Source organism: Tundrisphaera lichenicola, assembly GCF_051175385.1.
In the GTDB taxonomy this organism is placed as follows: Bacteria; Planctomycetota; Planctomycetia; order Isosphaerales; family Isosphaeraceae; genus Tundrisphaera; species Tundrisphaera lichenicola.
Genome location: NZ_CP195106.1, coordinates 2,634,801 through 2,661,418, shown reverse-complemented (window position 1 = coordinate 2,661,418; position 26,618 = coordinate 2,634,801). Strand labels below are relative to the sequence as shown.

Sequence of the window (26,618 nt, the reverse complement as noted above, 5' to 3'; positions counted from 1 at the left end):
GCGGTCGCTTGGGGACCGCCATGCGGATCATCGTAGCCCGTCCCGACCGCCCGGGCAAACCCCTCGGTCGGCCAATCGAGTCCGTCGCGTCCCGGACGCGGCTTGGATACAATCCCGGGCCGATCAGGCGGTCGGTTCCAGTCCCGGGAGTCCTTCGATGATCATCACGAGCGAGTCGGTCGAGATCCCCGTGGACGGCTCGCCTATGCGGACCTACGTGGCCAGCCCCAAGGCCGAGGGCCGGTATCCGGGCGTGGTCTTCTACTCCGACATCTTCCAGCTCACCGGGCCGATGCTCCGGATCACCCGTCGGCTGGCCGGCTTCGGATTTGTGGTGGCCGCACCCGAGATCTACCACCGGATCGAGCCCCCAGGGACCGTCCTGGATTTCGAGGCCGACCGCGCCCGAGCCCTCGACGACTCGACCAAAATCCCCGTGATCGAGTTCGACCGCGACATCCGGGCCGCCCTCAACTATCTGAGCGGACACCCCAAGGTCGCCCCGGGCCAACTGGCCGCCGCCGGGTTCTGCTTCGGGGGGCACCTGGCCTTCCGGGCCGGGTTCCAGCCCGACGTGAAGGCCACCACCTGCTTCTACGGGACCGGCATCCACAACGGCAAGCTCGGATCAGACGCCGACACCGGATCGCTCGGCCGGGCGAAGGAGATTGAGGGCAAGCTCCTGATGGTATTCGGGACCCTCGACCCCCACATCCCCGAGGAGGGCAGGGCGGTCATCGACGCGGGTCTGCGATCGGCCGGCGTCGATTATTCGATCAACCTCTACCCGGCCGAACACACCTTCATGCGAGACGAAGGGGCCAGGCACGACCCCGAAGCGACCGATCAGGCGTTCGGGTCGATGATCGCGTTGTTCCGCGAGGTCTTCAGGGCCCGTCAGGATTGAGTGGAGGAATCCGGCTCACCCTCCCGCCAGGCTCTCCAGCATCTCATCCGGGGCCGCGGCATATTCCAGGGGTTCCATCGAGTAACTGGCCCGGCCCTGACTGAGGCTCCGAACGGCGGTCGAGTAGCCGAACATCTTCTCCAGCGGGGCTCGGGCCTCGATCACCTTGAGCTTGCCTCGCTCGAACAACTTGTCGATCTGGGCCCGGCGTGAGAGGAGATCGGCCATCACGTCGCCGAGGTAGTCCTCGGGGGTGACGACTTCGAGCTTCATGATCGGTTCCAGGAGGACCGAACCGGCCTCGGCGACGGCTTTCCTCAAGGCGTCGGAGGCGGCGAAGCGGAAGGCGATCTCGTTGGAGTCGGTGTCGTGGGTGTCGCCGTCGGTGATGGTGACCTTGAGGTCGACCAGCGGGAAGCCGGTCCGGCCTCCCGACTTGGCCTCCTCGCGGAGACCGGCCTCGATCGGGGCGAGGAACTCGCCGGGGATCACGCCCCCCTTGAGCTTGTTGATGAAGACCAGGGTCGGCCCGCCTTTGGGCTGGACCTCGTGTTCGAGGTCGATCTTGATCTTGGCGAACAGGCCCGAACCGCCGGTCTGGCGGATGCAGGAGCCGACGATCCCCTTGACGTTCTTCTTGATCGTCTCGCGGTAGCTCACCCGAGGCCGGCCGACGTGGACCTTGAGCTTGTAGTCGCGGATCATCCGGTTCTTGAGGATCTCCATGTGAAGCTCCCCCATCCCCGAGATCAGGGTCTGGCCGGTCTCCTCGTTGACCTTGTAGGAGAAGGTCGGGTCCTCGCGGGCCAGGGCGGCCAGGGTGTCGGCCAGCTTCCCCTTGTCGGCCGAGCTGACCGGCTCGATCGACATGCTGATGACGGTCTCGGGGAACTCGATCTTCTCCAGGAGGATCGGGTGGGCGGCGTCGCAGAGGGTGTCGCCGGTGACCGAGTCCTTCAGGCCGACCACGCCGACGATGTCGCCGGCCAGGCCTTCCTCGATCTTGACCCGTTCGTCGGCCCGGATGTGATAGAGGCGTGAACAGATCTCCTTCTTATCCCGGCCGGGGTTGTAGGGGCGGCTGCCCGACTTGAGCGATCCCGAGTAGACCCGGACGAACGAGAGGTCGCCGTGGGCGTCGTTGGTGATCTTGAAGACCAGGCCGCAGAAGGGCTCGGCGGGGCTGGGCTTCCGGACGATCTCGGTCCCCTTCTTGGGGTGGATCCCCACGACCGGCGGCCGGTCCTGGGGGCTCGGCAGGTAGGCGGCCACGCCGTCGAGGAGCCGCTGGACCCCCACGAACTTGAACGACGACCCGCAGAAGACCGGCTGGGCCCGGCCGGTCAGGGTGGCCCGTCGGAGGCCCGCCACGATGTCGGCTTCGAGCAGCTCGGCCCCTTCGAGGTGGGCCATGAACGCCTCGGCGAATGGTTCGTCGAAGTCGGCCAGTGAGTTGAGCATCCGTTCTCGCCAGAGGTCGAGGTCGGGCCGGAGTTCCTCGGGGACCTCGGTCTCGGTGACGGTCGATCCGTAGTCCTCGGTCTGGTAGTAGAGGGCCTTCATCGAGACCAGGTCGATCAGCCCCTTGAACTCGCCCATCGTCCCTTCCGGCCCGGCCCCGATGGGGATCTGGACGGGGATCGGGTGGCTTTCCAGCCGGTCGGCGATCTCGTTGAAGACCCGGTCATACTCGGCGCCGATCCGGTCCATCTTGTTGATGAAGCAGATCCGGGGGACCGAGTACTTGGCCGCCTGCCGCCAGACCGTCTCGCTCTGGGCCTCGACCCCCTCGACCGCCGAGAAGATGACGATCGCCCCGTCGAGGACGCGGAGCGACCGCTCCACCTCGGCCGTGAAATCCACGTGCCCCGGGGTGTCGATGATGTTGATCGTCACGTCCTTCCACTTGCAGGTGATCGCGGCGGCGACGATCGTGATCCCTCGCTGGCGCTCCTCCTCCAGGTAGTCGGTGGTGGTGGTCCCCTTGTCGACGTCCCCCATCCGGTGGACCTCGCCCGTGTAATACAAGATCCGCTCGGTGGTGGTGGTCTTGCCGGCGTCGATGTGGGCGATGATGCCGATGTTGCGGATCTGATCTAGTGGCGGGTTGTCCATGGCTTGGCCGTCCAGCAGGGGGGCGAGGATTCGGGGCGTCGAACCGGTCCGGTCGATTTCAAGGCTCCCAGTGTACCGACACCGGCCGGGGCCGCACAGCGCGAGTCGCGACCGGGCCGGTCGGCTCAGGGGTCTCGATAGCGGAACCGATCCTTGAGGCCCAGGATCGGCCGCTCGATCAGGTGCCAGGAGGCGATCGCCACGATCAGGGTGACCCCGAGCTTCAACGCCTGGGTTGGCCAGCGCTGCCCCTCCTCGATCGCGATCCCCGTCCGGCACCCGTCGATGAACCAGTAGACGACGTAATGATACAGGTATATTCCATAGCTAATCTGTCCGAGGTAGGCCAGCCATCGGAGCCTCAGGGGCAACAGCCACCGGTTCCCGGCGTTCAGGGCGACCAGGCCGACGACCCCGGCATACAGGAGCCCGAAGGCGAAGATCGTCTCGGCGGGGTGCGAGGGCGTGGGCAGGCCGACGAAACCGATCGGCCCTTCGGCCCACATCCCCCAGGCGAAATAGAGCACGACCAGCCCGACCGTCGCCCCGAACGCCCGATTCCCCAGGTCCGGCCGGAGCCTGGCCCAGCCGCCTTCGTCCAGGAGCCAGGCCAGGATTCCCCCCAGCGCGAAGCCGTCGCAACGGGCGATCAGGAGCCGATCATGATATTTCGGGAGGAACCAGTTGTAGCCGTCGCGGCTGGCCAGGGCGATCGAGATCGCCAGCAGGCAGAGCGGGACGAGCCTCCTCCGCCCGGCCCACAGCACCAAAGCGGGCCAGATCAGATAAAATTGCTCCTCGACCGCCAGGGTCCAGAGATGATTGGTCGCCGGGTGGTTCGCGGGGGGATACTTCCCCCAGTAAAGCGATATGTTCTGGGTGAAGGTCAGGGCATACGGCAGGTCGTTCATCGGGACATCTTCGGACGAGAAGAAATTGGCGACGATCAGCACCAGTAGCGTCAGATAATAGATCGGCCAGATTCGGATCGATCTCCGAGCATAGAATCTGGGATAAAAACCACTCGTGCCGGCATTCTTGAGGATGATTGATGTGATCAAATATCCCGAGAGTACGAAGAACAGGTCGACGCCGCTCCAGCCCGGGAAGTAGCGGGGCGGGTCGAGGTGGAACAGCAGGACGACCACCGCCGCCAGTCCCCGGAGGGCATCGAGTTCGGGGACTCGCCGCATCGTTAGCTCCTCCCCTTGCCGGTCGAGGCGACCCGCTCGAAATAATCCTTCAACGGGGGGATGGATTGATCGACGGAATAGCGGGACTCGATCGTCGAGCGGGCCGCCCGTCCCAGGGGGGCATACTCCGATGGGTCGTCCAGCACCTTCAAGGCCGCCTCGGCCAGCCGATCCCGATCGAAGAGGGGCTCGACCAGGCCGTTGACCCCCGGCTCGATCACCTCGCGAACCGGCGGTACGTCCGAAGCCAGGACGACCAGGCCGGTCGACATCGCGTTCAGGAGCGACCACGAGAGCACGAACGGGGTCGTCAGGTATAAATGCAGGTCGCTGATCCGCAGGAGGTCGGCCAGCGCCTCGGGCCGGAGCTGACCGAGGAACGCGAATCGAGAGGGGTCGTAATCGCCTTGCTCGAACGCCCACTGCTTGAAGCTGTCGCGGCCGGTGTGCAGTTTGTCCCAGCCGTAATAAGTGTCCTCGTTCCCGACGACGAGGAACAATACATTTGACCGCTCGGCGAGGATCCGTCGGGCGACTTCCAGGAACAGATCGAAACCACGGACCGATTCCAGGCCCCGCGAGACAAAGGTCACGACCCGGGTCCCGGCCGGGATCGACCGACCGAGGATCTCCCGAGGCGCGGGGCCGGCTCGGTAGAGCTGATCGTCGATCCCGTCGAAGTGGACCTCGATCTTGTGATGGAACCGCGGGGGGAACGTCGAGCGCTGCCAGGCGGTCGCCGAGTACCCCGAGTCGCAGTCCGCCAGCGCCACCAGGACCGGGGCGTTGATGCATCGGGGGAAGTGCGGGGCCGGCTCGGCCGGCGGGAGGTCGATTCGGTATGAGATATCCCGATGGCTCGGGGCGAAATAATACTCGCAATAATTGACGATCGGGCAATCCAGGATGTCGCGGAGCAGGGGAGTCGGAGCCCCCCGGCCGCCGTGGGCGACGACCAGGTCGGGTTTCGGACCGGGGAGGTTCCGGACCCCCTCGAAGGCGGCCTCGCAAAGCTCCAGGTACTTCCCGTAAATCTGCGGCCAGGGGGTCGGCGGTCGCCTCCGATACTCGTCCGAGAGCGGGTAGCTCCGGACGTCCAGCTCGCGGAGCATCTCGGCGGAGGGGGCCGGGCAATTCGAGACCGACTCGACCAGAAACCGGCACTCCCAGCCGTACCGACGGGTCAGCTCGAGCGCGACATGGCCGAACTGGGCGGGGAACGCGTCATGGAGGAAAAGCACGCGCACGGGGTCAGCCTCCAGGTCCCGCCAGTTGGTTGAGTCGCTCCGCCAGGCGCGGAAGCGTCGTTTCTCGATCAAACCTTTCGAGGACCACCTCCCGGGCCGCTCGACCCAGCGGGGCATGAGCCCCCGGATCGTCGAGGACCTGATTTGCCAAACGAACCCAAGAATCGGGATCATCGGGAGTAATGAGCAATCCGTTGACGTTCGGTTGGATGACTTCTCGGTTGGGTAAATTGTCGCTCGCCAGAATGGCCCGGCCTGTCGCCATCGCCTGAAAGGTTGATCGGGAAAAGGGATAGGTCCGGCTCGGGTAGACGTGGAGATCGCTGCAAGCCAGGACCTCGGCCACCACGGGAGGGGGGACGGTTCCCAGGAGCCAGAGCCGGTCGGGGTCGGGTGGCGGGTTGGCCTGGATGAGTTGAGCCCGGTAATCTCGACCGTGATAGGCCACGTCGAGCGTCCTGTCCACGCCAAACGAACCCAAGGCGATCGCGACCACGTCCGAACGCTCGCGGCATAACGCGTTGGCCAGTCTCAGGAAACGATCGAAACCGCGGAGCCTGTCGAGGCTCCGGGCGATGAAGGTGATGACCTTCATCCCCTCGGGGATGGTCCGGCCGTTGACCAAACGAACCCGAGAATTCGGAGGGGCGAAGGTCCGGGCGTCGATCCCGTCGTGAAGGACCAGGAAGTCGTCGCGGTACTCTTGAGGATAAAGGTTGCGCTGCCAGGTGGTCGGGGTCCAGGGCGTGACCCCGTTCTCCAGGTCGAGGAGGTCGATCGCATTCGCCGCGCGTCGCCAGTGATAGTAGGCCGGGGGAGTCTCCGGGCCCGCCTCGTCGGCGAGGTCGTGCTCGCGGGCGTGGAAGTAGTAGTCGAAGAACTGGACGATCGGAGTCCTCGGCACATGGACGGGGGCGAACAAGGACGAACCCAACCCGTCCGATCGCCCGAGGACCGCGTCAACCGGCCGAGGACGACGCCCTTCCAGGACCTCCCAGGCTCCGAACGAGTAGCAGAGCGACCGCTCCAGCGACCGCTGCCAGGCGACCGAACTCTCGCGAGCCACTCCCCCTACGTTGAAGGCGACGACCTCCAGCCCCTTGCCGATCGACCTGGGCCAGAATTCTCTCGGAGCGGCCGAATGGCAGTAGAAGTGGCACCGATATCCCCGGTGGCGGACCAACCAGTCCGCCACCCCTCCCAGCCGACCCGGGAATCGCGGCTCGATGCAGAGGAGATGGAGAGGATCTTGAGGCATCGACTCTCGCCAAAACGAACCCAACCCCGATCGAAGTTCGAAGGAGGACCCACCCCGACGGCGAACTCCCCATCCGGGATAGTATCGCGTTCGGCGCGAGCTTCCATCACACGACCGATCGGATTCGGGGGAGTTGTCGCGATGGTTGGAGTGGGAAGGGACGAAGAGAAGGGGTCGAATCAGGACGAAATGAGTTCTTCGTAAACGACCTCACACCGATCATAAACCGGTGCGAGGTCGTCGTGAATCCGGAGAAGTCCGAGCTTACCAGGCGAAGTGGGCGAACGCCTTGTTGGCGTCGGCCATTCGGTGGATGTTCTCGCGGCGGCTGATGGCGGCCCCTTCCCGGTTGAAGGCGGCGATCAGCTCGTCGGCGAGCTTGACGGCCATCGGGCGGCCTTTCTTCTCGCGGGCGGACATCAAGATCCAGCGGACCGAGAGGGTCTGCTGGCGGACCTTGTTGACCTGCATCGGCACCTGATAGGTGGCACCGCCGACGCGCTTCGAGCGGACCTCGATGATCGGCTTGACGTTCTCGACCGCTCGGGTGAAGACGTCGATCGGGTTCTCGTTGGGCAGTCGTCGTTCGATCAGCTCCAGGGCGTCGTAGAAGACACGCTGGGCGGTGGACTTCTTGCCGTCGTACATCAGGCAGTTGATGAACTTGCTGGCCAGCTTCGAGCCGAACCGGGGGTCGGGCCTGAGCTGCTCCTTGCTGGCGGTGAACTTGCGGGCCATGCGCTTGCGTCCTGGTTTCGGGAGGCGGAGTTCGCGATCAATCCGGGTCGATTTCGACGGTTGTACTCGTTTACTTCTTCTTGCCCTTGACCGGCGCGGCGCTCTTGGCCGGGGCACCGTACTTGGAGCGGGCCTGCTTCCGGTCGGACACGCCGAGGCTGTCGAGGACGCCCCGGACGATGTGGTAGCGGACACCCGGGAGGTCGCGGACCCGGCCGCCACGGACCAGGACGATCGAGTGCTCCTGGAGGTTGTGGCCTTCGCCGCCGATGTAGGCGGTCACTTCCTTGCCGTTGGAGAGCCGGACCCTGGCGACCTTACGAAGCGCCGAGTTCGGCTTCTTCGGGGTCATCGTCTTGACCTGGAGGCAGACGCCGCGCTTGAACGGGCACTGCTCGAGGACCGGCGACTTGGTCTTGTACAGGACCGGGCGGCGTGGCTTGCGGACGAGCTGATTAATCGTGGGCATGAGCGAGAATCGGTCCCTGCGCCCTGGTCTTTCCGGGAAGAGATCCGGCGCGGATCACGACGGGCAGCTGCCCATCCCCGGACCATCTACGGCCATCGACGCGATCTCCAAGATCGAGAAGGCCGGAAGACGCGAAACAAGTAGTGTAACGCGTCCTCCCGGCCCGTCAAGGCCGACTCATCGATCCCTAGAGATTGGGTGTAACCAAGTTCTCTGGTGGTGAATCGTCCGTCCTGGCAAATTGGGTGGACTTCTTGAACCCGACACCCGGAGTTCCGCCATGACACGGAAGGTGATCACCCTGGAAATCGAGGCCGAGGACGAGGATCTGATTCGCGGCTACGCCAGCTTCGTCGGCGAGATGAAGGAACTTGCCACCACGACCCCCGATGGTTCGGTCCTCGACGTCTGCGAAGAGGCCGTCATCGAACAGGGTCGCGAGCACCAGCGTCGGCTCCTCGAACGCGCGGTCCGGGCTCGGCTTGAGCACGCTGAGAAAAAAGGGCTCCCCTGAGAATCTGCTCGTGTGGACAGGTTCGCGAGAATCGCGGCACCGCCACTCGTGGGGCCTTCACCTGCCTGGGGACGATCACCTTGAGGCGGCACTGGTGGGGCTCGCGATGCCCTTGCGTGCCGGGAGGCTATCACGCCGATACCGTCCTCGGGCTCGACGGCGGCCTCAGCCCTCGATTGCAACGCAAGGCCTGCCGTAGTGCCGCCGACCTGTCCTTCGAGCGGACCCGCGAGAACCTGCTCGAGCTGCTCGGCGTCTCGCCAGCGGCCGAGACCCTGCGGGTCTATTGCGAACGTCAGGCCGGCCGGATCGCGCGTTGGCAGGGCACCGAGACCGCCTCGGCCGAGGGCTTCGGAAAGGCCGAAGGTGGCTGGGAGTTCACCGTCGACGCCGGCAAGGTCAACACCCGTGAGAAGGGCTGGCGCGACCTGAAGATCGCCGTAGCCCAGAAGCGACCGACGGCCAAACCGGCGACCCCCCAGCAGTGGGAGTCGCGCGTCTTGCCCAAGGCTACCGCCCGAGTGATGTGGGCCGACATCTCGGCATCCCGGCGATTCCGCCGGTCCTGGCACGCGCGGCTGAAGCGGCTGGGCCTGCCGGCGATGGCCCGGCTGCACGTGCTGGGGGACGGGGCGTCATGGATCTGGAAGGCGGCCGGCCGGGCCCTGACCGGGTGCCGCCAGACCCTGGATATCTACCACGCCAGCCAGCACATCGCCCTCGCCGGCAAGCGGCTCTTTGGCGAAGGGACAGCCGAGGCGACCACGTTCCACGAGCACGGCCGTGAGTTACTGCTGAGGGAAGGTTGGACGGGAGTTTGCCGGCTGATCGGCGAGGAACTGGAACGCGAGGACACACCGAAGAGGCGGGGGGCCCTGGAGCGACTGCTGAACTACTTCCTGGGCCACCTGACGCGGCTCGACTACGCGGGCCGCCTGGCGTCCGGCGATGCGATCGGAAGCGGGGTGGTGGAGGGTGCGGCGAAGACCCTGGGTCTGAGGCTGAAAGCTCGCGGGGCCCGCTGGCGGCACAAGAACGCCCGAGCCATGGCCGCCCTGATCTGCTGCCGTCAGACCGATCAGTGGGACCTATTCTGGAAGCGGGCGGCGTGAAACCCAAGAATCCCTGGTCACACCCTAGAGATTCGAAAAGTTGAAATCAAGCGGTCCGGGTCCGACCCTTGCCCCGACGGGCCCCGTACCAGCCGAGGCCCGCCAGGCCGGTCCCCAGCAGGAAGAGGCTCGAAGGTTCGGGGACGACACCGAGTCGGATGAAGCGGTTCGAGGACTGGGCGACCACGACCCCGTTGAACAGGACGTCCAAAACGTCGGGCCCCGAGTTCTTCAGGATCGTGCCGGCCAAGGGGGGCAGTCCGTCCAGGCTGGCGGAGAATTCGAACGGCGTGGCCGAGTCGGTGTAGAGGCTGGGACCTCCCAGGAACTGGAAGCCGAAGCTGGCCCCCCCGAACTTGAAGTTCCCCGACTGGAAGCTGGAGGCCTGACCGGTCGCGAAGCCGGGGTCGTTGGTGTCCTGGATCACGTCCTCGATCACCCCGCTGAAATCGGCCCCGGTCAGGGGCGGGATGTTGCCGAAGACGTATTTCCCCAGATCCTTGTTCGAGCCGTGGAAGAGGCCGCCAGAGAGCGTGTTGATCGTGATCGTGTTCCCGGACTGCTCATCACGGTTGATCGTGATCGTGCCGTATCCCGAGACCCCCTTGAGGATGATGTCGTCCGACGACGGGTTGAAGATCGTGTTGGCCAGCAGCCTCAGGTCCATGATCGCCGTCCCGGTCAGGTCCGTGGTGCCGGCGATGATGGGGGCCGCCTTCGCGGCAGGCGCGACGATGAGGAGGCCGAGGAGGAGCCCGAGAGTCATTCGGCTGGATCGAAACATGACGGATTTGCCTCGTGATCTGCGATGGGGGGGAAAGCCCGGGCTCCCGAAGGGCAGATCAGCCTCCGAGCGGGCATCGACGAGTGGACGGGTTGATCAAATCCTCGATCAACGAATCCGGGCCGACTGATGATCTGCCGGTGGCAAGGCGCTCGCAACGAAATTCCTGGAACCGGCCTTAATCGCGAAACAAAGGACCCTGGTAGCCTTTATCCGCACCGGATTCGGTTCCCCGGTTGACATTCTTCGTGGGACTGACCTACGCTTGCGACTCGACCGGCTCGGGAGGCGGCCATGATTCATCTCGACGAAGAAGACGACTACGACGAGCCCGAGCACGGGTGGGATGACGATGACGAGACCGTTCCCTGCCCTCATTGCCGGGAACCGGTCTATGAAGACGCTGAGCGTTGTCCTCATTGCGGCCGATACCTGTCGCGGGAAGACGCCCCCTATCGAAAACCCTGGTGGGTGGTCGCCGGGGTCCTGGCCTGCCTGGCGATGGTGTTCTGGTGGATCTTGAATCCCTGAAGTCCAGCAAAGGGGCGTCGAGCTTGCGGGTCGCCTGGGTCTACGACATGAATGCCTGCCTCAGCCCGACCGGTGTGACCCGGCATGCGCTCGGGCAGCTGGACCGACTGGCCGAGCGCCCCGACGTCGACTTGACGGTGATCAGCGGGCGGATCTCCGAGCCCGACGGCCTGGCCGCCTGGGAGCGGCTCGACGGCTTGAATCGTCGCGAACTACCCCTCTCGACCCGGAACGCCCTCCGTTTCTGGCGAGTGGCCGGTCGTCCCCCGCTGGAGTGGTGGTCGGGGGCCGTCGACTGGGCCTATTGCCCGGCCGAGCTGTTCGTGCCGACCCGGAAGGCCCGGCGGGCCGTCACCAGCCATGACGTCCTCCAGGATGTCCGGTTCGGCGGCCCGAGGCGTCAGGCGGTCCTCGATCGAGCCTTCGGCGGGGCCGACCTGGTCCTCTCGGTCTCGAAGTTCAACACGGAAAAGCTCCTGGCGATGTTTCCCGACTGTCGGGGGAAGGTGGCCCTCGTCCCGAACGCGGCCGAGGAGATCTTCTTCGGCGAGTCCACCCCTCGCGAACGGTCGAGCATCCGGGTCGACCTGAAGCTCCCGCCGGGGTTGCCTTATTTGCTCTCGGTCGCCAGCTTCCAGGCCCGGAAGAACCTGGTCCGGCTGGTCCGGGCGGCGGGTCGGATCCGCGAGGTTGTCCAGGGTGAGTTGGGCCTGGTCCTGCTCGGGGCCGGGGCGGAGTCGGAGGCCCGGCCGATCCGCGAGGCGGTCGCCGAGATCGGGCCGAAGGCGGTGATCCGGATGCCCGGCTATCGACAGGGCCGCCCCCTGCTGGCCGCCTACGCCGAGGCCTCGGCCCTGGTCTTCCCCTCGACCTGCGAGAGCTTCGGGATCCCCGCCGTCGAGGCGATGGCCCAGGGGGTTCCGGTCGCGCTGGCCGACTCGACCGCACTGCCCGAGATCGGCGGCGAGGCCGGCTGGTACTTCGACCCGCTGAACGAAGAAGCCATCGCCGGAGCCCTCCGCGGGCTCCTAGACCGGGGCGAGGAGCGAGCCCGGAAGGTCGAGATCGGCCGATCGATCGTCGAGAACTACCGATGGCGAGCCGCCAATGATCGACTGATCGCCGCCTTCCAGGGCCATCGGGACGGCTGAAGACCCGGCGTCGTCGGATCAACGGGTCGTCCCCCCGAGGAGAATTTGGCCGGGGTCCGAACCACGACGGGCTTCGGAACCTCCTTACGTCAAGCGAGGCGGTGGGAAAATTCGGTTCTGGAGAGGAAGGACGGGCGATGAGTCGCGGAACGATCGAGGAATTCGCGGGTGTGGATCGGCCCTCTCCCCGACCGGGACCGGACGATCCGGAGCCGGTCAAGCCGGGGGCGGGCGGGTCTCGGGAACTCCTGGCGCTCGCCTTGCCGCTGGTCCTCAGCCAGAGTTTCATGACCGTCCAGGTCTTCGTCGACACGATCCTGCTGTCCTGGCATGACTCTCGGGAGATGGCCGCTTCGTTCCCGGCGGTCATGTGGTTCTGGCTCCCGTTCGGCTTGCTCCAGGTGGCCGCCGGCTACGTGTCGACCTTCGTCGCCCAGTACACCGGGGCGGGCCGCCCGAAGCGGGTGGGGCCGGCGATCTGGCAGGGGATTCATTTCGCCTGGATCGCCGGGCTTCTCTTCCTCCTGATGATCCCGGCGGGGCCGAGCCTGATCGCCCTAGGTGGGCACTCCGAGGCCCTCCAGGGCCTGGAGGCGATCTACCTTCGATGTCTCTGCTTCGCGGCCCTCCCGATGCTGGTGATGGCGGCGACGAACGGGTTTTTCTCGGGCCGGGGCCAGACCTGGGTGGTCCTGGGGGTGGAGGTGGCGGGCACGGCGGTGAATGTCGCCCTGGACTTGGTCCTGATCTCCGGCCGGCTGGGGGCTCCCGAGATGGGGATCGCGGGGGCGGGCTGGGCGACGGTGGCGGGCTCGTGGGTCTCGGCCCTGATCGGCCTGGGGCTGTTCCTCAGGTCGCGTTATGCCGAGGAGTTCGAGACCCGTCGCGGCTGGCGGATCGACCCCCAGCTCTTCGGACGACTCCTGAAATATGGCCTCCCGGCCGGGGCGCAGGTCTTCTCAGACGTCCTGGTCTTCCATGTATTCGTGCAACTCGTCGGCAGGCTGGGCGAGGCGCAGGCCGGGGCGACGGCCCTGACGGTCCGCCTGAACATGGTGGCCTTCCTGCCGATGCAAGGGATGGCCCAGGCGGTCTCGATCCTGGTGGGTCAGCGGCTCGGCGCCGATCGTCCGGATCTGGCCGAGCGGTCGACCTATACCGGGGTCCGGTGGACCTTCGGCTACATGTGCCTGGTGGCCTCGGCCTACCTGTTCATCCCCGGGGTCCTCGTCTCGATGTTCGAGGGGGATCGCGACCCGCAGAGCTTCGCGGAACTGGCGTCGCTGGTGCCGACCCTGCTGGCCTGCGCGGCGATTTACTCGCTGGCCGACGCCCTGAACATCACGATCGCGTTCGCGCTCCGGGGGGCGGGCGACACCCGGTTCGTCTCGATCCTGACGTTCGTCCTGGCCTGGCCCTTGATGGTGATCCCGACCTACTTCCTGGTCCGGGCCGATGGCCCGCTCCACTGGGCCTGGATCTTCGCGACGGTCTACATCCTGGCGATGGCCGTCTGCTTCCTCCTTCGGTTCCGCTCCGGCCGATGGAAGAGCATGCGAGTGATCGAGGCGGCGCCCGCCGTCGACGTCCCGTAAGTCTCAGCCCACCACGACCCGGCCGCCCGGCCCCTCGTCCGCTTCCTCGATCCGGATCGGGCGGTCGAGGAAGGCCCGGATGGTCCGGGCGTTGGTCCGGAGATGGTCGGTGACTTGGGTGACGGTGTAGACGCTCCGCCCCTCGGCGAAGGCCAACGGCAGGAGGATCTGGTCGGCGGAATGGGCGTCCACCGCTCCCGACAAGGCATCGAGATCCTCCAACAACTGATCCACCGCCTCGTCGGCGACATCTTCGGCCGGTTTGCCCCGCTTGCCGAGACCGACGAAGGTGGCGGGCGGGGCGTCGGCGAACTCGGCCGTCAGGGCGATCGAGGCCCCCGGGCTGGGGGCCGGCGAGTGACGCAGCTCGATCTCGGAGGGAAGTCCCCGCTCGTCCAGCCGAGCGATCGCGCGGTTGACCATGCGCTCACCAATCCGGCCGTCCAGATGGCTCGTGTCGGCGATCCCTCGGATCCCTACCAGATCGCCCCGATTTTCGAGGACCAGGGGGCGAGGCGTGGCCGGCTCGATCCAGGCCTCGACCCGTCCGCCTCCTTCGGGGAAGTAGCCCGCTGCGGTCATCTGGAGCGAGATCGGCATCCCGATCCGGGCCAGGTAGTCCCGCCAGGTCGTGTCCAGGAAGGGGAACGACGGGGCGGCGAGGTTGAAGGTCCCCCCGGTCAGGACCAGTCGAGTCCCGGCTTCGGATCGGAGGGAAATCGGCAAGTGGAGGGTCTGGAGGACCAGGGCGGTGGCCCCAGCGGTCCCGATCCCGATTTCGAGGTCGCGTGGCCGGATCGGACCGGGTCGGAACGTGAGATCCCGCGAGCCGACGGATCCCCCCGTCACCTCGGCGGAGCAGAGCAGGGCGGCGGCCTCGACCGCCATGGCGTGCTGGGGCCGGAGCCCCGGCTTGTCGCGGTTGGCCCGGATCTTGACGATCCGGAACGGGCGGCCGGTCAGCATCGACAGGGTGAGCGCGGTCCGGAGGATCTGGCCCCCGCCCTCGCCGCTCGACCCGTCCAGCGTGATCAATCCCGATCCCGGCTCGGTCGCCACCTCGAATCCCCCCGTCGGCTCTCCGCCTGAAGGTCGCCCGACCGCCCAGTGCGGGGCCGATCCCTCGTGCCGGGCGTGAGTCACCCAACGCTTGGTCGACGCCGACGAGCTGTTCCGGGTTCGCCCTCGAGATCCCAGTTGCCAATCCATCGGCGTGGTCCTTGCGAGATTTCAGCGGGCATCGGGCATCAGGGTCGACCTCGAATCATTCGAGGGCATCGGCCAGGGCTTGACGGCGAGGTCGGGCATCTCGGCCGGCTCGCCCAGGAACTCGGAAGGTGTCTCGCCGACCTTGTTCCGGGTCGCCTGGATCAGCAGGACGCTCTGGAGCATCCGGTCGCTGTTGGGCTCGGGCTGGGTGAACATAAAGGTGCCCAGGCTCCGGGGTTGGCCGGGCCGGCACCCGATCACGACGGTCTGCCCCGGCTGGATGTCGATCGAGGTGGTCAACTCGCGGAGGATGTCCTCCTGCTGGCCGTCCTTGATGGAAAACTCGTGGGGGGCGAAAGGGCCGGGATTCTGGATCGGGGCGATGGTCCGTCGCGAGACCCCGTGGTGGATCTGCGGGACCAATCGCACCAGGACCCCCTTGGGCCCGTGGTGGTTGGGCGTCAGGATCAGCCGGGCGCCGGCGTCCTGGTAGTCGCGACCGTCGACCTTCCCGTTGTGGTTCAGCAAGAGCGTGACCGACTCGGTCTGGATTCCCATGTCGATCGGGCTGTGCTGCCCTTCGGGGACGGCAAAATTAACCCAACGCGTCTCGTTCTTCCCGGGACCCTGCTTGAAGCATTCGAGGACGTCGACCGGCAGGCTCCCGGTGATCACGCCCACCCGGAGGCCGTTCGACTCCAACGCCTGGCGGAGATCGATCGGGATGTCCTGGACGTTGGCGATGTCCCAGAGCGAGGACTCGACGACCTTGTCCCCCATCGGCCGGGAGAGGATCGCGGTGTCGACCCGGCAGTAATTCGGCTGGAGGACTTGCCCGGGGCGCGACTCGTTGGAGTTGAAGACGGTGGGAGTGACCCCAGCGTCACTGGGCCGCTGGTCGGACCGGTTCAGGTTGCATCCGGCCAGGGCCATCATGGCCAGGGCGGACGCGGCGGACTTGCGGTTCATGGGGCGGAATCCTTTCCGCGACCGTGATCGACCGACGAGGCATCTCGCCAGCCCGGGGACGGACCTCGGGGGCGAAGTCTAGGGCCGATCGCCCGGAGCGTCAACCGCAATCGCTCCCGGATCTTCGGGATCGGCGGGCCCGGGGTTGCCGGGGGCAAGTCTGGAAACCGGGGTGATCCGGCGACCCTGGTCGGCCAGGGTCGCCGGGGATCGGTTCAGGACCGCTTGCCGGGCTTGTCCGTCGCGGCGGTCGCGGGCGTCGGCGCGGCGGCCTTCGTCTTCTCGACGTGACCGTTGGCGACGGCCTCGGGGTTCTCGACCATCTTGCCGAAGTACTCGGGCATCTTGACCCCGCCGATGTTCTCCATGATCTGGAGGACGGGGGGGAGGGTCTTGGCCATGTTCTGGAGGAAGCCGGCGGTGGCCCCGTTGCCGTTGGCCCCGCCGTTCTCCCAGACGATGACCTTGTCGAACTTGATGTTGGAGATCGCCTGGGCGGCGGTCTTCGAGAGCGTCTCGATATGTTCGAGCATCAGGAGCTGGAAGGCATCCTGGGCCCCTCCGCAGGCGGAGACGATCTCGCGGAGCCCCTCGGCCTTCTTGGCGAGGATCTCGTAATTGCCCCGAGCTTCGGCCTCGAGCTTGGCATAGATGGCCTTGGCGTTACCCTCGGCCTCGATCCGGGTCCGCTCCGAGAGGGCCTCGGCCTCGACGATCACCTGGGCCTTCTTGGCCTTGGCGACGGCCTCGAGCTGGGCTCGTTGCTCGGCCTCGATCTTCTCGGCCTGGGCGAGCGCGGCCTTGGTCTGGGCTCGGAAGGCGGCTTCCTCGACGCCGGCCTGGGCCTCTCGCTTCTTGGTCTCGCCGATCTGGAAGGCCTCGGCCTGCTTGACGGCGAGGTCGGCGTTCGAGGCGGCGATCTTCGCCTTGGATTCGTTCTCTCCGCCGATCGCCTGGGCGTCGGCCTCGGCCAGCTTGATCCGCATCTCGCGCTCGGCGAGCTTCACGCTGGCCTGCTGTTCGTAGGTCGCCGTCTCCACCCCGATCTTCTCTTCCTTCAACAGTTCGGCGACCCGGACCGCCCGCTCGCGCTCGGCGGTCTTGATCCCGATCTCGCGGAGCTTCTCGGCGTCGGCGACCTCGATGGCCTGGAGCTGCTTGGCCTTGGCGACCCCGATCGAGCCGTACTTCTGCTGCTCGGAGACGTCGATCTCGGCCTGGTTGATCGCGGTGCTGGCGGCCTTCCGGCCGATCGCCTCGATGTAGCCGGAGTCGTCGGTCAGGTCGGTGATGTTGACGTTGATCAGGACCAGGCCGATCTTCCGGAGTTCCATCTCCAGCGAGTTCTGGATGTTCTCCAGGAACTTCTCGCGATCGCGGTTGATGTCGTCGATCGCCATCGACGCGATCACCTGCCGGAGCTGGCCGAAGATCAGGTCGGACGCCTGGGCGCTGACCTGGTCGCGGGTCAGGTTGAGCAGTCGGATCGCGGCGTTCTGCATCACCTCGGGCTCCGTCCCGATGGCGACGGTGAAGACGCTCGGCACGTTCACGCGGATGTTCTCGAATGAGAGTGCCCCACGCAGGGGGATCTCGATCTGGATCGGTTCCAGGGAGAGATACCCGTAATCCTGGAAGACCGGGAAGACGATGGCCCCCCCGCCGTGGACGCAAGTGGCCGACTTCGAGCCGGTACCCACGCCCCATTTCACCAGGACTTTGTTCGACGGACACCGCTTGTAGCACCGGAGGGCCGTGAGCAAGACCCCGAAGACCGCCACGGCGAAGAGCACCGCGCCGACGATCGGCCAGAACGACTCGACCTGAGGCGTGGCGCCCTGGGCCAGGAACAGGGGGATGGAAAGGGACATGAGGATCGAACTCCCGGATGTTTCCTCGAAGAGGACCGGCTCACTCGGCGAATGAGGCCGGCTTGACCAGATGGGCCGGAGGCGTGACGACCTCGACAATCTTCTCGTCGATGACCCGACTGACGACGACCGTCTCGCCGGTCCGCAGTCCCGGGCCGGGCGTCCTTGCCAGGATCTCGATGGTCCGGCCCTGGATCGGCAGCGTGATCTTCCCCTCGCCCGCTCCGTCGGCGGGGATCCGGAGATAGACCTTCCCCTCCAGCCCGACCGCTCCCGAGATCCGGACCGTGCCGTCGGTGTTCAGCTTCCGGAGCGCCCGGAGGATGTACCCGAGCAAGGTGACGGCGACGAACCCGGTCGCCGAGCCGATGAGGACGGCGACCGTCGCGTGCTGCTTCGACTCCAGGGCCGCCAGGCCGCCGATCCCGAAGAAGGCGAGGAAGGAGACGATCGCCTGGAAGGTGAAGATCCGCCCGAGATCGGTGTGATGCCCCGACCCGGGGCCTGCTGGATCGGCCGAGGCATCATCGCCGAAGCCCGCGTCGGCATCGGCGTCGCCGAAGTCCCCCAAGGAGCCGTCCAGGCTGTCGAATCCGAGGCCCAGCAGCGAGAGCCCGAGTCGCAGGATGAGGATCGTGCCCCCGATTGTCGCGCAGATCAGGAAGAATTGGTGCATGATACCTCCTCCGCCAAACTCGGGACCTCGACCGATCGAGTGTTTGTCCAGGTCTATTCTCGCTCGACCGGGGAATATTGTCAGATTCAGATCGCTCCTCTTTATGAAAAGAGAGTGCGTCAATGACGATTATCCGGCTTGTTGGCGATCAATGATGTAGCGAAGTGAGCATTCGCTCTCGATTTGGAAGCGCGCCGTGATCCCAACCGGAGACGATCCTCGTCGAGCAAATCCTGGCGATTGCCCGCGGGCTGGAATCCGCCAGTGACGCCGCCCCCGAAGTCCAGCTCGTGGCCGTCGGCGAACGGTCCGGGGGCTGACCGGCCCTCTCTGGTGGCGGCTCTCCGGCGGAGGGCCGGGTCGTCCGAAAATCGAGGCTCCCGGCCGCGCCTGCCCCGTTTCGGCCGGTGACACTTCAGTGTCAAAGTGTCGACGACGAAACACCCTGGTCTTTCGCCCGGCCCTCTGCCGATATCCCGCGGCATGAAGGCTTCGAAGCCCCCGACCTGCGGCGGTTGGGGTGAGACGGATCAGACCTCACCGCATGATCTCCGGCATCGAGTGCAGCACCCGAAGGGAGGGTCACGCATGAATTCGGAGGCGGTTCCGGCAGCAAGCTGGGGAGTAATCGCTTTCTCAGCGACAACCGCTCGAGAGCGTGTTTGTTTCGAGACTTAATGAATTTTTAGGCGATAAATGAGGGGGGCAAATTTTAAATTTAAATACTTGAAAAAAATAATATCAAGCAGGTAGGGATAAAAGATTGCATGTGGTGAAGTCGCTCGTTAAGTATGAACTTGCTCTGGGAGGTTCGTGAGATTGTGCGACCACCCCGCTGGAGCATTCACCTAATGAGGGACCGACGCCATGACGCTCCTGAACACTCGCTCCCCGAAGCGTAAATTCCTTCCGGCGGTCGACGCGATGGAGAATCGCGCCCTGATGTCATTCGGGGGAGGGAACATCAACCTCATGATCCCTCGGCTGGACCTGCCCCGCGGCAATCTCAACCTCACGTCCAATACCTGGCACGACGTAAACGGCCGGATATCCGATACCGCCCAGCACATCGTCAATAATCCGAACCCCACGGCCGTCCAGAACCAGATCAACAAACTCGTCAGTCGCCTGCCTAATGGCACGAGCCAGCTGACGCCGATCCTCCTGGCCGACCTCCAGACGTTCCAGACTGGCACCGGCTCGGTCACCACCCAGCAAGCCGATGCCATCGTGGAAAATCTATTCCAGACGCTGCTGGACCGGCCGGTCAACTCCCAGTCTTTCACCAATAGCGCGGTCAAAGGGCTCCAGGACGGTTCTCTCACGGTCGCCGCCCTGACGACGACCATCGTGACCAGCCCCGAATACATCGGCCTGAACATCACCGATGGGGCCAGCGGGGTCGACAATCAGACTCAACTGGTCTCGGCCCTATATGACGAGGTCCTCGGGCACCCGGCCGACGCCTTCGCCATCAACTTCTGGGTCAACCAGTTCGCCATCGGCAAGACCCCGCAGGAGGTCGCCTCCGCCATCGCCAACTCGGCCGAGGCGGCGACGTCGTCGACCAGCATCATCGTCGAAAATGCCCTACCCTTCACCCCGCCGGTCTATTACTTCGGGGCGCCGGCTCCCAACGGTCAGATTTACGGGAACTTCGGCAACTCTGGCAATGTCAGTCAAGTGAATCAGGTCAGGAACCTGATCCAGAATGACATGCTGACCTACTTTGCCAATGGCATCGGCGTCCACTTCAACATCCTGAAGTCACGGTTGAATTTCGCGAGCGATCGCCTGCTCACCTACAACGGCCGGGTCTGATCTTTCGCGGCGGAGGCCAGAAAGCCTCCGCCGGTCGTCTGGTTTCGTCCCGACTCGATTCGGGACGAGACTCCGAATGAGTTCCCGGTATAATGACACTGTCCCGAGGGCTGGACCTGTCTTCGGGGGAGTGCCAGGGATCGAACCCTCAGGGAATTCTTCACCATGTCGCACCGGCTGGACCGTCGCCGTTTCCTCGTCGCCAGCGGCGGGGCTTTCGCTTTTGCGATCTCCCCTTCGATGGCACGGGCCGAGCTCGCCAACTCCGACGAGCTGAAGACCAAGGCAGTCTCCTTCCTGCGCTCTCGCCAGAAGGCCGACGGCAGCTGGTCGAGCGAGCGAGGCCCGGGAATCTCCGCACTGGCCGTCACGGCCTTGCTCCGATCTGGCCGGTCCACGGCAGCCGAACCGACCGTCGTCAAGGGGCTAGCCTACCTGGAAGGGTTCATCTCGCCCAAGGGCGGACTCGCCGAAGGTCCCCAGTCGAACTACGTGACCTCGGTCGCCCTGATGGCGTTCCACGAGGCCAACACGAAGGGGCAATACGACGCCCAGATCAAGGCGGGTCAGGATTATCTGAAAGGCCTCCAGTGGGACGAAGGCGAGGGCAAGGGGCCGGACGATCCCTACTTCGGAGGCGCCGGGTATGGTGGCCGGAGCCGTCCCGACCTATCCAACACCTCGTTCTTCATGGACGCCCTCCGCGATACCGGCCTGCCGGCCGATGACCCCAGCCTCCGCAAGGCCCTGACCTTCGTCTCGCGGTGCCAGAACCTCAAGAGCGAGTTCAACGACCAGCCCTGGGCCGAAAAGGTCAACGATGGCGGCTTCATCTACTCGGCCGCGTCCGGAGGGGTGAGCATGGCCGTCCCGCCGACCGACGCCAACGGCGGCCTCCGCTCGTATGCCAGCATGACCTACGCCGGTCTCAAGAGCATGATCCACGCCGGACTGAAGCCCGACGACCCCCGCGTGAAGGCCGCAACAGACTACATCGCCAGGCATTACTCGGTCGACGAGAATCCGGGGCTCGGTCAGTCCGGCCTGTACTACTACTACCAGACCTTCGCCAAGGCCCTGAGCCTGCTCGGGAAGGCAAACCTGGTAGACGCAGAAGGCCAGGCGCACGATTGGAAGTCCGACCTGGTTGCCGCCCTCGCCAAGCGTCAGGCGGACGACGGAAGCTGGGTCAACCCCGCCGACCGATTCATGGAAGGCGACCCCAACCTGGTCACCTCGTATGCCTTGCTGGCCCTGGCCTACGCGAAATGAGAATCAGGCTCGTGGCGGGATGGCGACTCCGACGCAACGGAGGAGCTATCCCACCTCGGGCTTCGTCCGGCGGTCGGGACCGAGTCGGCCGAGACCGATCTAGCGCAGGGATGACTTGATCCGGCCCTGCATCTCTGCAAGCTCGCCATCCGAGTACGTCTCGTGAGGCCAGGGCCAGTGGACCGGGTCGCCGACGAACCGAGGGATCAGGTGCCAGTGGCCATGGTGGATGGTCTGCCCGGCCACCTCGCCATTATTGACGATGACGTTCAGCCCATCCGCCCCCGTGGTCCCGATGATCGCCCGGCAGAGGCGTGGGAGAAGCGTCGCAGTAGCTGCGGCGAGATCGTCCGGGAGTTCCGAAAGAGTTGCGTGATGGGACTTCGGGACCAGCAGGACGTGTCCCTTGTTGACCGGATGAATGTCGAGGAACGCGATCGCTTGATCGGTTTCCAGGACCTTGGCCGAAGGGATCTCGCCACGCGCGATCTTGCAGAAGAGGCAGTCCGGATCGTGCTGGTTCACGCATGCCTCCCAGACAAAAAAAGATCTGAAATTTGAGGGCTCAAATTCCAGATCTTCGGAGTTTTCGAGAGTGCGGACGGATCAGTTCGCGGAAGGCGCAACCGAGGGCCGGGTCGGGGTCTTGATCTGCTCGTCGGCGCCGAGCAGGGCGATGATACCCATCGGAGCGGCGTCGCCCTGGCGGACCTTGGCGAGCTTATAGATCCGGGTATAACCGCCCGGACGCCCCTTGAAGCGGGGGCCGATGTCGTGGAACAGGTTGAAGGTGACCTTTTTGCTGGTCAGGACGGCCAGGACCCGGCGGAACTTGTTGAGGTCCCACCCGTCTCGGGCCAGCGAGATGATCTTCTCCACGTACGGCTGGAGTTCCTTGGCCTTGGCCAGGGTGGTCTCGATCCGCCCGTGCTCGATCAGGGAGGTCGCCAGGTTGCGGAGCATCATCCGTCGGTGCGACGGGGACCGCTTGAATTTGCGGCCGGCATTTCGGTGACGCATGATAGGTTCAGGGGCTCGGGATTGTGGAAGTAGCCAGTATTCGGCAGCCAGTATTCAGTAGCAACGGGGTGGGATCTCGACTCGCTTCACCCTTGCGGTAGCCGGCTACTGAAGACTGGCGACTCGCTTCGATCAATGGGCGACGACATCCATCCCCAGGTCGAGGCCGATCTCGTGGAGCTTGGCCTTGACCTCTTTGAGGGTGGTCTCGCCGAAGTTCCGGACCGTCAGAAGTTGATCTTCGTTCCGAGAGACCAGGTCGCGGACCGTCGTGATCCCCTCGCTCTCCAGGCAATTGGTGGCGCGGACCGAAAGCTCGAGCTCGGCCAGGCTCATGCCCAGCTTTCGCTCCAGCTCGGCGTCCAGGGGCAGATCGCGGAACCCATCGTGACCACCCGGCTCGGCGGGGAGGCCGGGGCCAGGCTCGTAGTACTGGACGAACGGGTTGAGGTGCTTCCGCATGATCTTGGCCGCTTCCACCAGCGCCATCTCAGGGCCGAGGGTCCCGGTCGTCCAGAGCTTCAAGACCAGCTTGTCGTAGTTGGTCCGCTGTCCGACGCGAGTATTCTCGACCTTGTACTCGACCCGGATCACCGGGCTAAAGATGGCGTCGATCGGGATCGCGCCGACTTCGAGGTCATCGGTGTGACCCTCTGCCGCCGGCCGATAGCCCCGACCATTCTCGACGGTCATTTCGAGGACGAACGGGACGTCGTCGGTGAGGGTGCAGAGGATGTGGTCCGGATTGATGATCTCGATCGACTCGTCGTGGAGGATATCGGCGGCGGTGACGACGCCCCTCCGATCGCGGTCGATCCGAATCGTCCGGTTCTGCTCCGAATGGTTCTTGACAACCAGGCCCTTGAGATTCAGGACCAGGTCGGTGATGTCCTCGACCATTCCGGGGATTGACGAGAATTCGTGCTGAACCCCCTGAATTTTGATCTTGGTGACGGCACTCCCCTCGAGGCTCGACAGGAGGATCCGCCGCAGGCTATTGCCGACGGTGTGGCCGAAACCGCGTTCGAAGGGCTCGACGTGGAACTCGCCATAGATGTCGGACAGCTTATCGCGGGCGCAGACGACCCGGCTGGGAAGTTCGAGGCCACGCCAACGGATGCGCATCGCGCGAGTTCTCCGGGGAAGGAGCTTTCAGCAATCGGCTTGCAGCGATCCACCAGGAAGGGTTCCGAGGGAGATCGCCCCATTGTGGGGCGACCGTTCCGCATTGAAAGCTTCCGGGTCGAGAGCTGACCACGAATTGCCGGTTGCTCAGAGGATCAGCGGCTCAGGAGTTCGACGATCAACTGCGGGGTCACCGGGAGCGAGATATCCTGCGTGGCGGGGAGTCGCGAGACACGACCCTCGGGGGGCTCGGTCGCGGTCCGGTCGAGCCAGTCGGGAACCGGCGGCATGCCGTCGGTGGCCAGGCTGATAGCGGCCAGCTTGCGCGAGTGTTCGCGGTCCTTCACCTGGATCTGGTCACCGGGGCGGACCAGGTAGCTCGGGATGTCGAGCTTCCGACCGTTCACAGTGATGTGACCATGTGTGATCATCTGACGGGCTTGGGGACGACTGGTCGCGAAACCGAGTCGGGTCACCACGTTATCAAGCCGACGTTCGAGGAGCGACATCAGGGCGTCGCCGGTATTGCCGGGGCGGCGGCTAGCCAGCTCGAAATACTTGCGGAACTGTCGTTCGAAGATCCCGTAATACCGCTTGACCTTCTGCTTCTCGCGGAGCCGGATCGAGTATTCGCTCGCCTTGCTCCGGCGGAACTGGTGCATGCCGGGCACGCCCTCGCGGCGATCGACCGCGCACTTCGGGGTGTCGCAGCGTGTCCCTTTCAAGAACAGCTTCAGGCCTTCGCGGCGGCAGAGCCGGCAGACCGGTCCGATATGGCGTCCCATGGTGTCTCGGGCGTTCCTGTGGATTGGAGCTGTCAGCCTTCAACTGTCAGCCTTCAGCCGGATAAAATCAATCGATTCTCAAACGATTCGCGTCGTCGAAAGGCCGCCTCTCGAAGGGGTTGGCTGACGGCTGATCGCTGACTGCTCTCTGACTCGATATCTCAGACTCGCCGCTTCTTGGGAGGGCGGCAGCCGTTGTGGGGGAGCGGGGTGACGTCTTCGATCGCCTTGATCGAGAGGCCGGAAGCTTGCAAGGCGGTGATGGCGCTCTCGCGACCAGAGCCGGGGCCCTTCACCTTGACTTCGACTTCCTTGACGCCGTATTTGGTGGCCGTTTGGGCGGCGGTCTCGGCCGCCCGTTGCGCGGCGAACGGCGTGCTCTTTCGGCTTCCCTTGAACCCGACGGTCCCGGAGGAGGCCCAGCACAGCGCGTCGCCGTTCGGGTCGGTGATCGTCACCGTGGTATTATTAAAAGTCGCTTTGATATGCACGACCGCCCGGCTGACGTTTCGTCGCGCTTTTCGCTTCTTGGCCTTGGCCACGGGTCCGATGCTCCAGGTTCAGGGTCTCGTCGATCGGTCGGATTCGGGTCGATAATCGGGGGCGGGCGAGAGAACGCGACCCGCCCACCTCGAAGCGACCCCTGCCTTCGCGGGCATCGGGCTCCTCGGGCGGACGGGACACTGCGATTCGGGGGGCCATCCGGCCGGCCTTAACGCATCTCCTTGACGCCCTTCTTGCCGGCGACCGTCTTCCGGGGGCCCTTACGGGTCCGGGCGTTGGTCCGGGTCCGCTGGCCATGAACCGGCAAACCCTTGCGGTGCCGGAGGCCGCGATAACAGCCGATATCTCGGAGCCGGGCGATGTTCTGCTGGACCTGACGGCGAAGCTGCCCTTCGACGACGTACTCGTTATCGAGTAGGGTCGCGAGCTTGGCAAGCTCGTCCTCGGTCAGCTCGCGGGCACGCTTGTCAGGATCGACCGAAGCTCGCTCGCAGAGCTGGGTCGCGAGGAACGGGCCGATCCCGTAGATGTACCGAAGCGAGATGATGGTTCGCTTGTCGTTCGGGATGTCGACACCGAGAATACGAGGCATCCGTCCTATCTCCGTGGGGCAGTTGCCGGGGGCGTTCAGCCTTGCCGCTGCTTGTGGCGGGGGTTCTCGCAGATCACGTACACCTTGCCCCGGCGGCGGACGATCTTGCAGGTCTCGCAGATGCGTTTCACGCTGGATCGAATCTTCATCGGCCTACTCGCTCGCTTTCGCGTCGACGTCCTCGGGCGATGAGACGTACACTCGACCCGAACCTCCGGGCCGAAACGTCTCTCGACCGTATTCACTTCCACTCTCGCCTGTCCACGTCCGGGGGTCGACCGGTCCGGGGCCGAATTGGGCCAATATACTCTCTACGGGTTCGTTCCACAAGGGGCTTACAGGGGATTTTTCCGGATCAAACCTTCTTCTGGATCTTCCAGATAGGTCAAGATCCGGGGGCCTTCCGGTGTCATCGCCACCGTGTGCTCGAAATGGGCGCTCGCTCGACGATCCTTGGTCACGACAGTCCAGTGGTCATTCAGAGTATCCACGTTCTTGGTACCAAGGGCCACCATGGGCTCGATGGCCAGGACGATCCCCGGCTCGAGTCGGATATCGTTCTTGCGGAGCGCCTTGCTGACGAAGTTGGGGACCTGCGGATCCTCGTGCATATCCTTGCCGATGCCGTGACCGACGAACTTCTCGACCACAAACATCCCCTGGCTCTTGACATATCGTTCCATCAGACCGGCCACTTCGGACCACGTGGAGCAGCGAGCCATCGCGCGGATCGAGAGGTCGAGTGTCTGCGAGGTCACGTCCAGGAGCTTGCGGATTTCAGGCCTGACTTCTCCGATAGCCAGAGTGACCGCGGCATCCCCACACCATCCGTTAATCTTGCAACCGGTGTCGATCGAGACCACATCACCTTCGCGAAGCGGTTTGCGGGTCGGTATACCGTGGACGACTGCCTCGTTCACACTAGCGCAAATGACCGCAGGAAAGGGTGGTTTTCCCTTCGAGGAGTTCGGATACCCGCGGAACAAGGGTAGAGCGTCGTGTTCGCGGAAGATTTCCGAAACGGCTTCATCCATCTCCGCGGTACTGACCCCGGGGGTCGCCATGCGGCGAACCTGGTCCAGGGCCTTGGCCACGACCTTCCCAGCCTCGCGCATCAGACCAATTTCGCGAGGACTCTTCAGCTTGATCACGAAACCGGT

27 protein-coding genes are annotated in these 26,618 nt (G+C 65.0%); 8 read left to right on the top strand and 19 right to left on the bottom strand.

Annotated features, from left to right (window positions below):
• Window positions 1–157 precede the first annotated feature (157 nt).
• On the top strand, window positions 158–907 hold the full coding sequence (locus P12x_RS10570; RefSeq protein ID WP_435010828.1) for a dienelactone hydrolase family protein: 750 nt from the start codon (window positions 158–160) through the stop codon (window positions 905–907).
• Between the two features lie 15 nt (window positions 908–922).
• Here P12x_RS10570 and fusA read toward each other — a convergent pair whose 3' ends face one another.
• The 6 genes from fusA to rpsL all read right to left on the bottom strand — a co-directional run bounded on the left by fusA (window position 923) and on the right by rpsL (window position 7,927).
• Complete coding sequence (fusA, locus tag P12x_RS10565; RefSeq protein WP_435010827.1) at window positions 923–3,022, bottom strand: elongation factor G; 2,100 nt, start codon at window positions 3,020–3,022, stop codon at window positions 923–925.
• Between the two features lie 125 nt (window positions 3,023–3,147).
• Entirely contained in the window at window positions 3,148–4,215 is a 1,068-nt protein-coding gene (locus P12x_RS10560) for an acyltransferase family protein (RefSeq protein WP_435010826.1), read from the bottom strand.
• A gap of 2 nt (window positions 4,216–4,217) precedes the next feature.
• Window positions 4,218–5,462, bottom strand: coding sequence for a glycosyltransferase (locus P12x_RS10555; RefSeq protein ID WP_435010825.1), 1,245 nt, complete (start codon window positions 5,460–5,462; stop codon window positions 4,218–4,220).
• Between the two features lie 4 nt (window positions 5,463–5,466).
• On the bottom strand, window positions 5,467–6,720 hold the full coding sequence (locus P12x_RS10550; RefSeq protein WP_435010824.1) for a glycosyltransferase: 1,254 nt from the start codon (window positions 6,718–6,720) through the stop codon (window positions 5,467–5,469).
• A 264-nt stretch (window positions 6,721–6,984) separates the two neighbouring features.
• Window positions 6,985–7,458 (bottom strand): 30S ribosomal protein S7, encoded by a 474-nt coding sequence (rpsG, locus tag P12x_RS10545; RefSeq protein ID WP_435010823.1) that lies wholly within the window; start codon window positions 7,456–7,458, stop codon window positions 6,985–6,987.
• A 70-nt stretch (window positions 7,459–7,528) separates the two neighbouring features.
• The gene (gene rpsL / locus P12x_RS10540) at window positions 7,529–7,927 is read right to left on the bottom strand and encodes a 30S ribosomal protein S12 (RefSeq protein ID WP_435010822.1); all 399 of its coding nucleotides are present in this window, start codon (window positions 7,925–7,927) and stop codon (window positions 7,529–7,531) included.
• Window positions 7,928–8,207: 280 nt separating this feature from the next.
• Between rpsL and P12x_RS10535 the strand changes: the two genes are divergently transcribed.
• Window positions 8,208–8,441: a hypothetical protein gene (locus P12x_RS10535; RefSeq protein ID WP_435010821.1), complete on the top strand. Its 234-nt coding sequence runs from the start codon at window positions 8,208–8,210 to the stop codon at window positions 8,439–8,441.
• Between the two features lie 116 nt (window positions 8,442–8,557).
• Window positions 8,558–9,553: a hypothetical protein gene (locus tag P12x_RS10530; protein ID WP_435010820.1), complete on the top strand. Its 996-nt coding sequence runs from the start codon at window positions 8,558–8,560 to the stop codon at window positions 9,551–9,553.
• A 46-nt stretch (window positions 9,554–9,599) separates the two neighbouring features.
• Here P12x_RS10530 and P12x_RS10525 read toward each other — a convergent pair whose 3' ends face one another.
• Window positions 9,600–10,337: a PEP-CTERM sorting domain-containing protein gene (locus P12x_RS10525; protein WP_435010819.1), complete on the bottom strand. Its 738-nt coding sequence runs from the start codon at window positions 10,335–10,337 to the stop codon at window positions 9,600–9,602.
• 294 nt (window positions 10,338–10,631) lie between these two features.
• Here P12x_RS10525 and P12x_RS10520 point away from each other — a divergent pair, with 294 nt between their 5' ends.
• The 3 genes from P12x_RS10520 to P12x_RS10510 all read left to right on the top strand — a co-directional run bounded on the left by P12x_RS10520 (window position 10,632) and on the right by P12x_RS10510 (window position 13,614).
• Window positions 10,632–10,868, top strand: coding sequence for a zinc-ribbon domain-containing protein (locus P12x_RS10520; RefSeq protein WP_435010818.1), 237 nt, complete (start codon window positions 10,632–10,634; stop codon window positions 10,866–10,868).
• Window positions 10,850–12,019, top strand: a complete 1,170-nt coding sequence (locus P12x_RS10515) for a glycosyltransferase family 4 protein (protein ID WP_435010817.1) — start codon at window positions 10,850–10,852, stop codon at window positions 12,017–12,019. The genes P12x_RS10520 and P12x_RS10515 overlap by 19 nt, the downstream gene beginning before the upstream one ends.
• A gap of 137 nt (window positions 12,020–12,156) precedes the next feature.
• Window positions 12,157–13,614, top strand: coding sequence for an MATE family efflux transporter (locus P12x_RS10510; protein WP_435010816.1), 1,458 nt, complete (start codon window positions 12,157–12,159; stop codon window positions 13,612–13,614).
• A gap of 3 nt (window positions 13,615–13,617) precedes the next feature.
• Here P12x_RS10510 and rtcA read toward each other — a convergent pair whose 3' ends face one another.
• From rtcA to P12x_RS10490, 4 genes are all read right to left on the bottom strand, one after another.
• Window positions 13,618–14,823, bottom strand: a complete 1,206-nt coding sequence (gene rtcA / locus P12x_RS10505) for an RNA 3'-terminal phosphate cyclase (protein WP_435010815.1) — start codon at window positions 14,821–14,823, stop codon at window positions 13,618–13,620.
• 21 nt (window positions 14,824–14,844) lie between these two features.
• Entirely contained in the window at window positions 14,845–15,792 is a 948-nt protein-coding gene (locus tag P12x_RS10500; protein WP_435010814.1) for a hypothetical protein, read from the bottom strand.
• Between the two features lie 215 nt (window positions 15,793–16,007).
• Window positions 16,008–17,663 carry a flotillin family protein gene (locus P12x_RS10495; protein WP_435010813.1) on the bottom strand — a complete coding sequence of 552 codons (1,656 nt, stop codon included), beginning with the start codon at window positions 17,661–17,663 and terminating at the stop codon, window positions 16,008–16,010.
• A 40-nt stretch (window positions 17,664–17,703) separates the two neighbouring features.
• Window positions 17,704–18,339, bottom strand: coding sequence for a hypothetical protein (locus P12x_RS10490; protein ID WP_435010812.1), 636 nt, complete (start codon window positions 18,337–18,339; stop codon window positions 17,704–17,706).
• Between the two features lie 867 nt (window positions 18,340–19,206).
• On the opposite strand from P12x_RS10490, the gene P12x_RS10485 reads away from it, so the two are divergent.
• Both P12x_RS10485 and P12x_RS10480 read left to right on the top strand, forming a co-directional pair.
• Entirely contained in the window at window positions 19,207–20,160 is a 954-nt protein-coding gene (locus P12x_RS10485; RefSeq protein ID WP_435010811.1) for a DUF4214 domain-containing protein, read from the top strand.
• 165 nt (window positions 20,161–20,325) lie between these two features.
• Window positions 20,326–21,432 (top strand): prenyltransferase/squalene oxidase repeat-containing protein, encoded by a 1,107-nt coding sequence (locus tag P12x_RS10480; RefSeq protein WP_435010810.1) that lies wholly within the window; start codon window positions 20,326–20,328, stop codon window positions 21,430–21,432.
• Window positions 21,433–21,531: 99 nt separating this feature from the next.
• Here the strand turns inward: P12x_RS10480 and P12x_RS10475 are convergent, their stop codons facing one another.
• The 8 genes from P12x_RS10475 to map all read right to left on the bottom strand — a co-directional run bounded on the left by P12x_RS10475 (window position 21,532) and on the right by map (window position 26,609).
• Window positions 21,532–21,957, bottom strand: coding sequence for an HIT family protein (locus P12x_RS10475; RefSeq protein ID WP_435010809.1), 426 nt, complete (start codon window positions 21,955–21,957; stop codon window positions 21,532–21,534).
• 81 nt (window positions 21,958–22,038) lie between these two features.
• A complete protein-coding gene (gene rplQ / locus P12x_RS10470) occupies window positions 22,039–22,452 on the bottom strand; it encodes a 50S ribosomal protein L17 (protein ID WP_435010808.1) in 414 nt (137 codons plus the stop codon).
• 132 nt (window positions 22,453–22,584) lie between these two features.
• Window positions 22,585–23,577: a DNA-directed RNA polymerase subunit alpha gene (locus P12x_RS10465; protein WP_435010807.1), complete on the bottom strand. Its 993-nt coding sequence runs from the start codon at window positions 23,575–23,577 to the stop codon at window positions 22,585–22,587.
• 155 nt (window positions 23,578–23,732) lie between these two features.
• Window positions 23,733–24,362 carry a 30S ribosomal protein S4 gene (gene rpsD, locus P12x_RS10460; protein ID WP_435010806.1) on the bottom strand — a complete coding sequence of 210 codons (630 nt, stop codon included), beginning with the start codon at window positions 24,360–24,362 and terminating at the stop codon, window positions 23,733–23,735.
• 161 nt (window positions 24,363–24,523) lie between these two features.
• Window positions 24,524–24,904, bottom strand: coding sequence for a 30S ribosomal protein S11 (gene rpsK / locus P12x_RS10455; protein WP_435010805.1), 381 nt, complete (start codon window positions 24,902–24,904; stop codon window positions 24,524–24,526).
• Window positions 24,905–25,074: 170 nt separating this feature from the next.
• The gene (gene rpsM / locus P12x_RS10450; protein WP_435010804.1) at window positions 25,075–25,458 is read right to left on the bottom strand and encodes a 30S ribosomal protein S13; all 384 of its coding nucleotides are present in this window, start codon (window positions 25,456–25,458) and stop codon (window positions 25,075–25,077) included.
• Window positions 25,459–25,493: 35 nt separating this feature from the next.
• On the bottom strand, window positions 25,494–25,607 hold the full coding sequence (rpmJ, locus tag P12x_RS10445) for a 50S ribosomal protein L36 (RefSeq protein ID WP_435010803.1): 114 nt from the start codon (window positions 25,605–25,607) through the stop codon (window positions 25,494–25,496).
• Between the two features lie 186 nt (window positions 25,608–25,793).
• Window positions 25,794–26,609 carry a type I methionyl aminopeptidase gene (gene map / locus P12x_RS10440; RefSeq protein ID WP_435010802.1) on the bottom strand — a complete coding sequence of 272 codons (816 nt, stop codon included), beginning with the start codon at window positions 26,607–26,609 and terminating at the stop codon, window positions 25,794–25,796.
• Window positions 26,610–26,618 lie beyond the last annotated feature (9 nt).

Coding starts and splice junctions, on each gene's coding strand:
- P12x_RS10520 (WP_435010818.1), top strand. CDS start 10,632: ATGATTCATCTCGACGAAGAAGACGACTACGACGAGCCCGAGCACGGG.
- P12x_RS10535 (WP_435010821.1), top strand. CDS start 8,208: ATGACACGGAAGGTGATCACCCTGGAAATCGAGGCCGAGGACGAGGAT.
- rpsG (WP_435010823.1), bottom strand. CDS start 7,458: ATGGCCCGCAAGTTCACCGCCAGCAAGGAGCAGCTCAGGCCCGACCCC.
- P12x_RS10570 (WP_435010828.1), top strand. CDS start 158: ATGATCATCACGAGCGAGTCGGTCGAGATCCCCGTGGACGGCTCGCCT.
- P12x_RS10560 (WP_435010826.1), bottom strand. CDS start 4,215: ATGCGGCGAGTCCCCGAACTCGATGCCCTCCGGGGACTGGCGGCGGTG.
- rplQ (WP_435010808.1), bottom strand. CDS start 22,452: ATGCGTCACCGAAATGCCGGCCGCAAATTCAAGCGGTCCCCGTCGCAC.
- rpsL (WP_435010822.1), bottom strand. CDS start 7,927: ATGCCCACGATTAATCAGCTCGTCCGCAAGCCACGCCGCCCGGTCCTG.
- P12x_RS10500 (WP_435010814.1), bottom strand. CDS start 15,792: ATGAACCGCAAGTCCGCCGCGTCCGCCCTGGCCATGATGGCCCTGGCC.
- P12x_RS10495 (WP_435010813.1), bottom strand. CDS start 17,663: ATGTCCCTTTCCATCCCCCTGTTCCTGGCCCAGGGCGCCACGCCTCAG.
- P12x_RS10465 (WP_435010807.1), bottom strand. CDS start 23,577: ATGCGCATCCGTTGGCGTGGCCTCGAACTTCCCAGCCGGGTCGTCTGC.
- P12x_RS10525 (WP_435010819.1), bottom strand. CDS start 10,337: ATGTTTCGATCCAGCCGAATGACTCTCGGGCTCCTCCTCGGCCTCCTC.
- rpsD (WP_435010806.1), bottom strand. CDS start 24,362: ATGGGACGCCATATCGGACCGGTCTGCCGGCTCTGCCGCCGCGAAGGC.
- P12x_RS10480 (WP_435010810.1), top strand. CDS start 20,326: ATGTCGCACCGGCTGGACCGTCGCCGTTTCCTCGTCGCCAGCGGCGGG.
- rpsM (WP_435010804.1), bottom strand. CDS start 25,458: ATGCCTCGTATTCTCGGTGTCGACATCCCGAACGACAAGCGAACCATC.
- P12x_RS10510 (WP_435010816.1), top strand. CDS start 12,157: ATGAGTCGCGGAACGATCGAGGAATTCGCGGGTGTGGATCGGCCCTCT.
- P12x_RS10490 (WP_435010812.1), bottom strand. CDS start 18,339: ATGCACCAATTCTTCCTGATCTGCGCGACAATCGGGGGCACGATCCTC.
- rpmJ (WP_435010803.1), bottom strand. CDS start 25,607: ATGAAGATTCGATCCAGCGTGAAACGCATCTGCGAGACCTGCAAGATC.
- P12x_RS10550 (WP_435010824.1), bottom strand. CDS start 6,720: ATGCCTCAAGATCCTCTCCATCTCCTCTGCATCGAGCCGCGATTCCCG.
- P12x_RS10485 (WP_435010811.1), top strand. CDS start 19,207: ATGACGCTCCTGAACACTCGCTCCCCGAAGCGTAAATTCCTTCCGGCG.
- fusA (WP_435010827.1), bottom strand. CDS start 3,022: ATGGACAACCCGCCACTAGATCAGATCCGCAACATCGGCATCATCGCC.
- rtcA (WP_435010815.1), bottom strand. CDS start 14,823: ATGGATTGGCAACTGGGATCTCGAGGGCGAACCCGGAACAGCTCGTCG.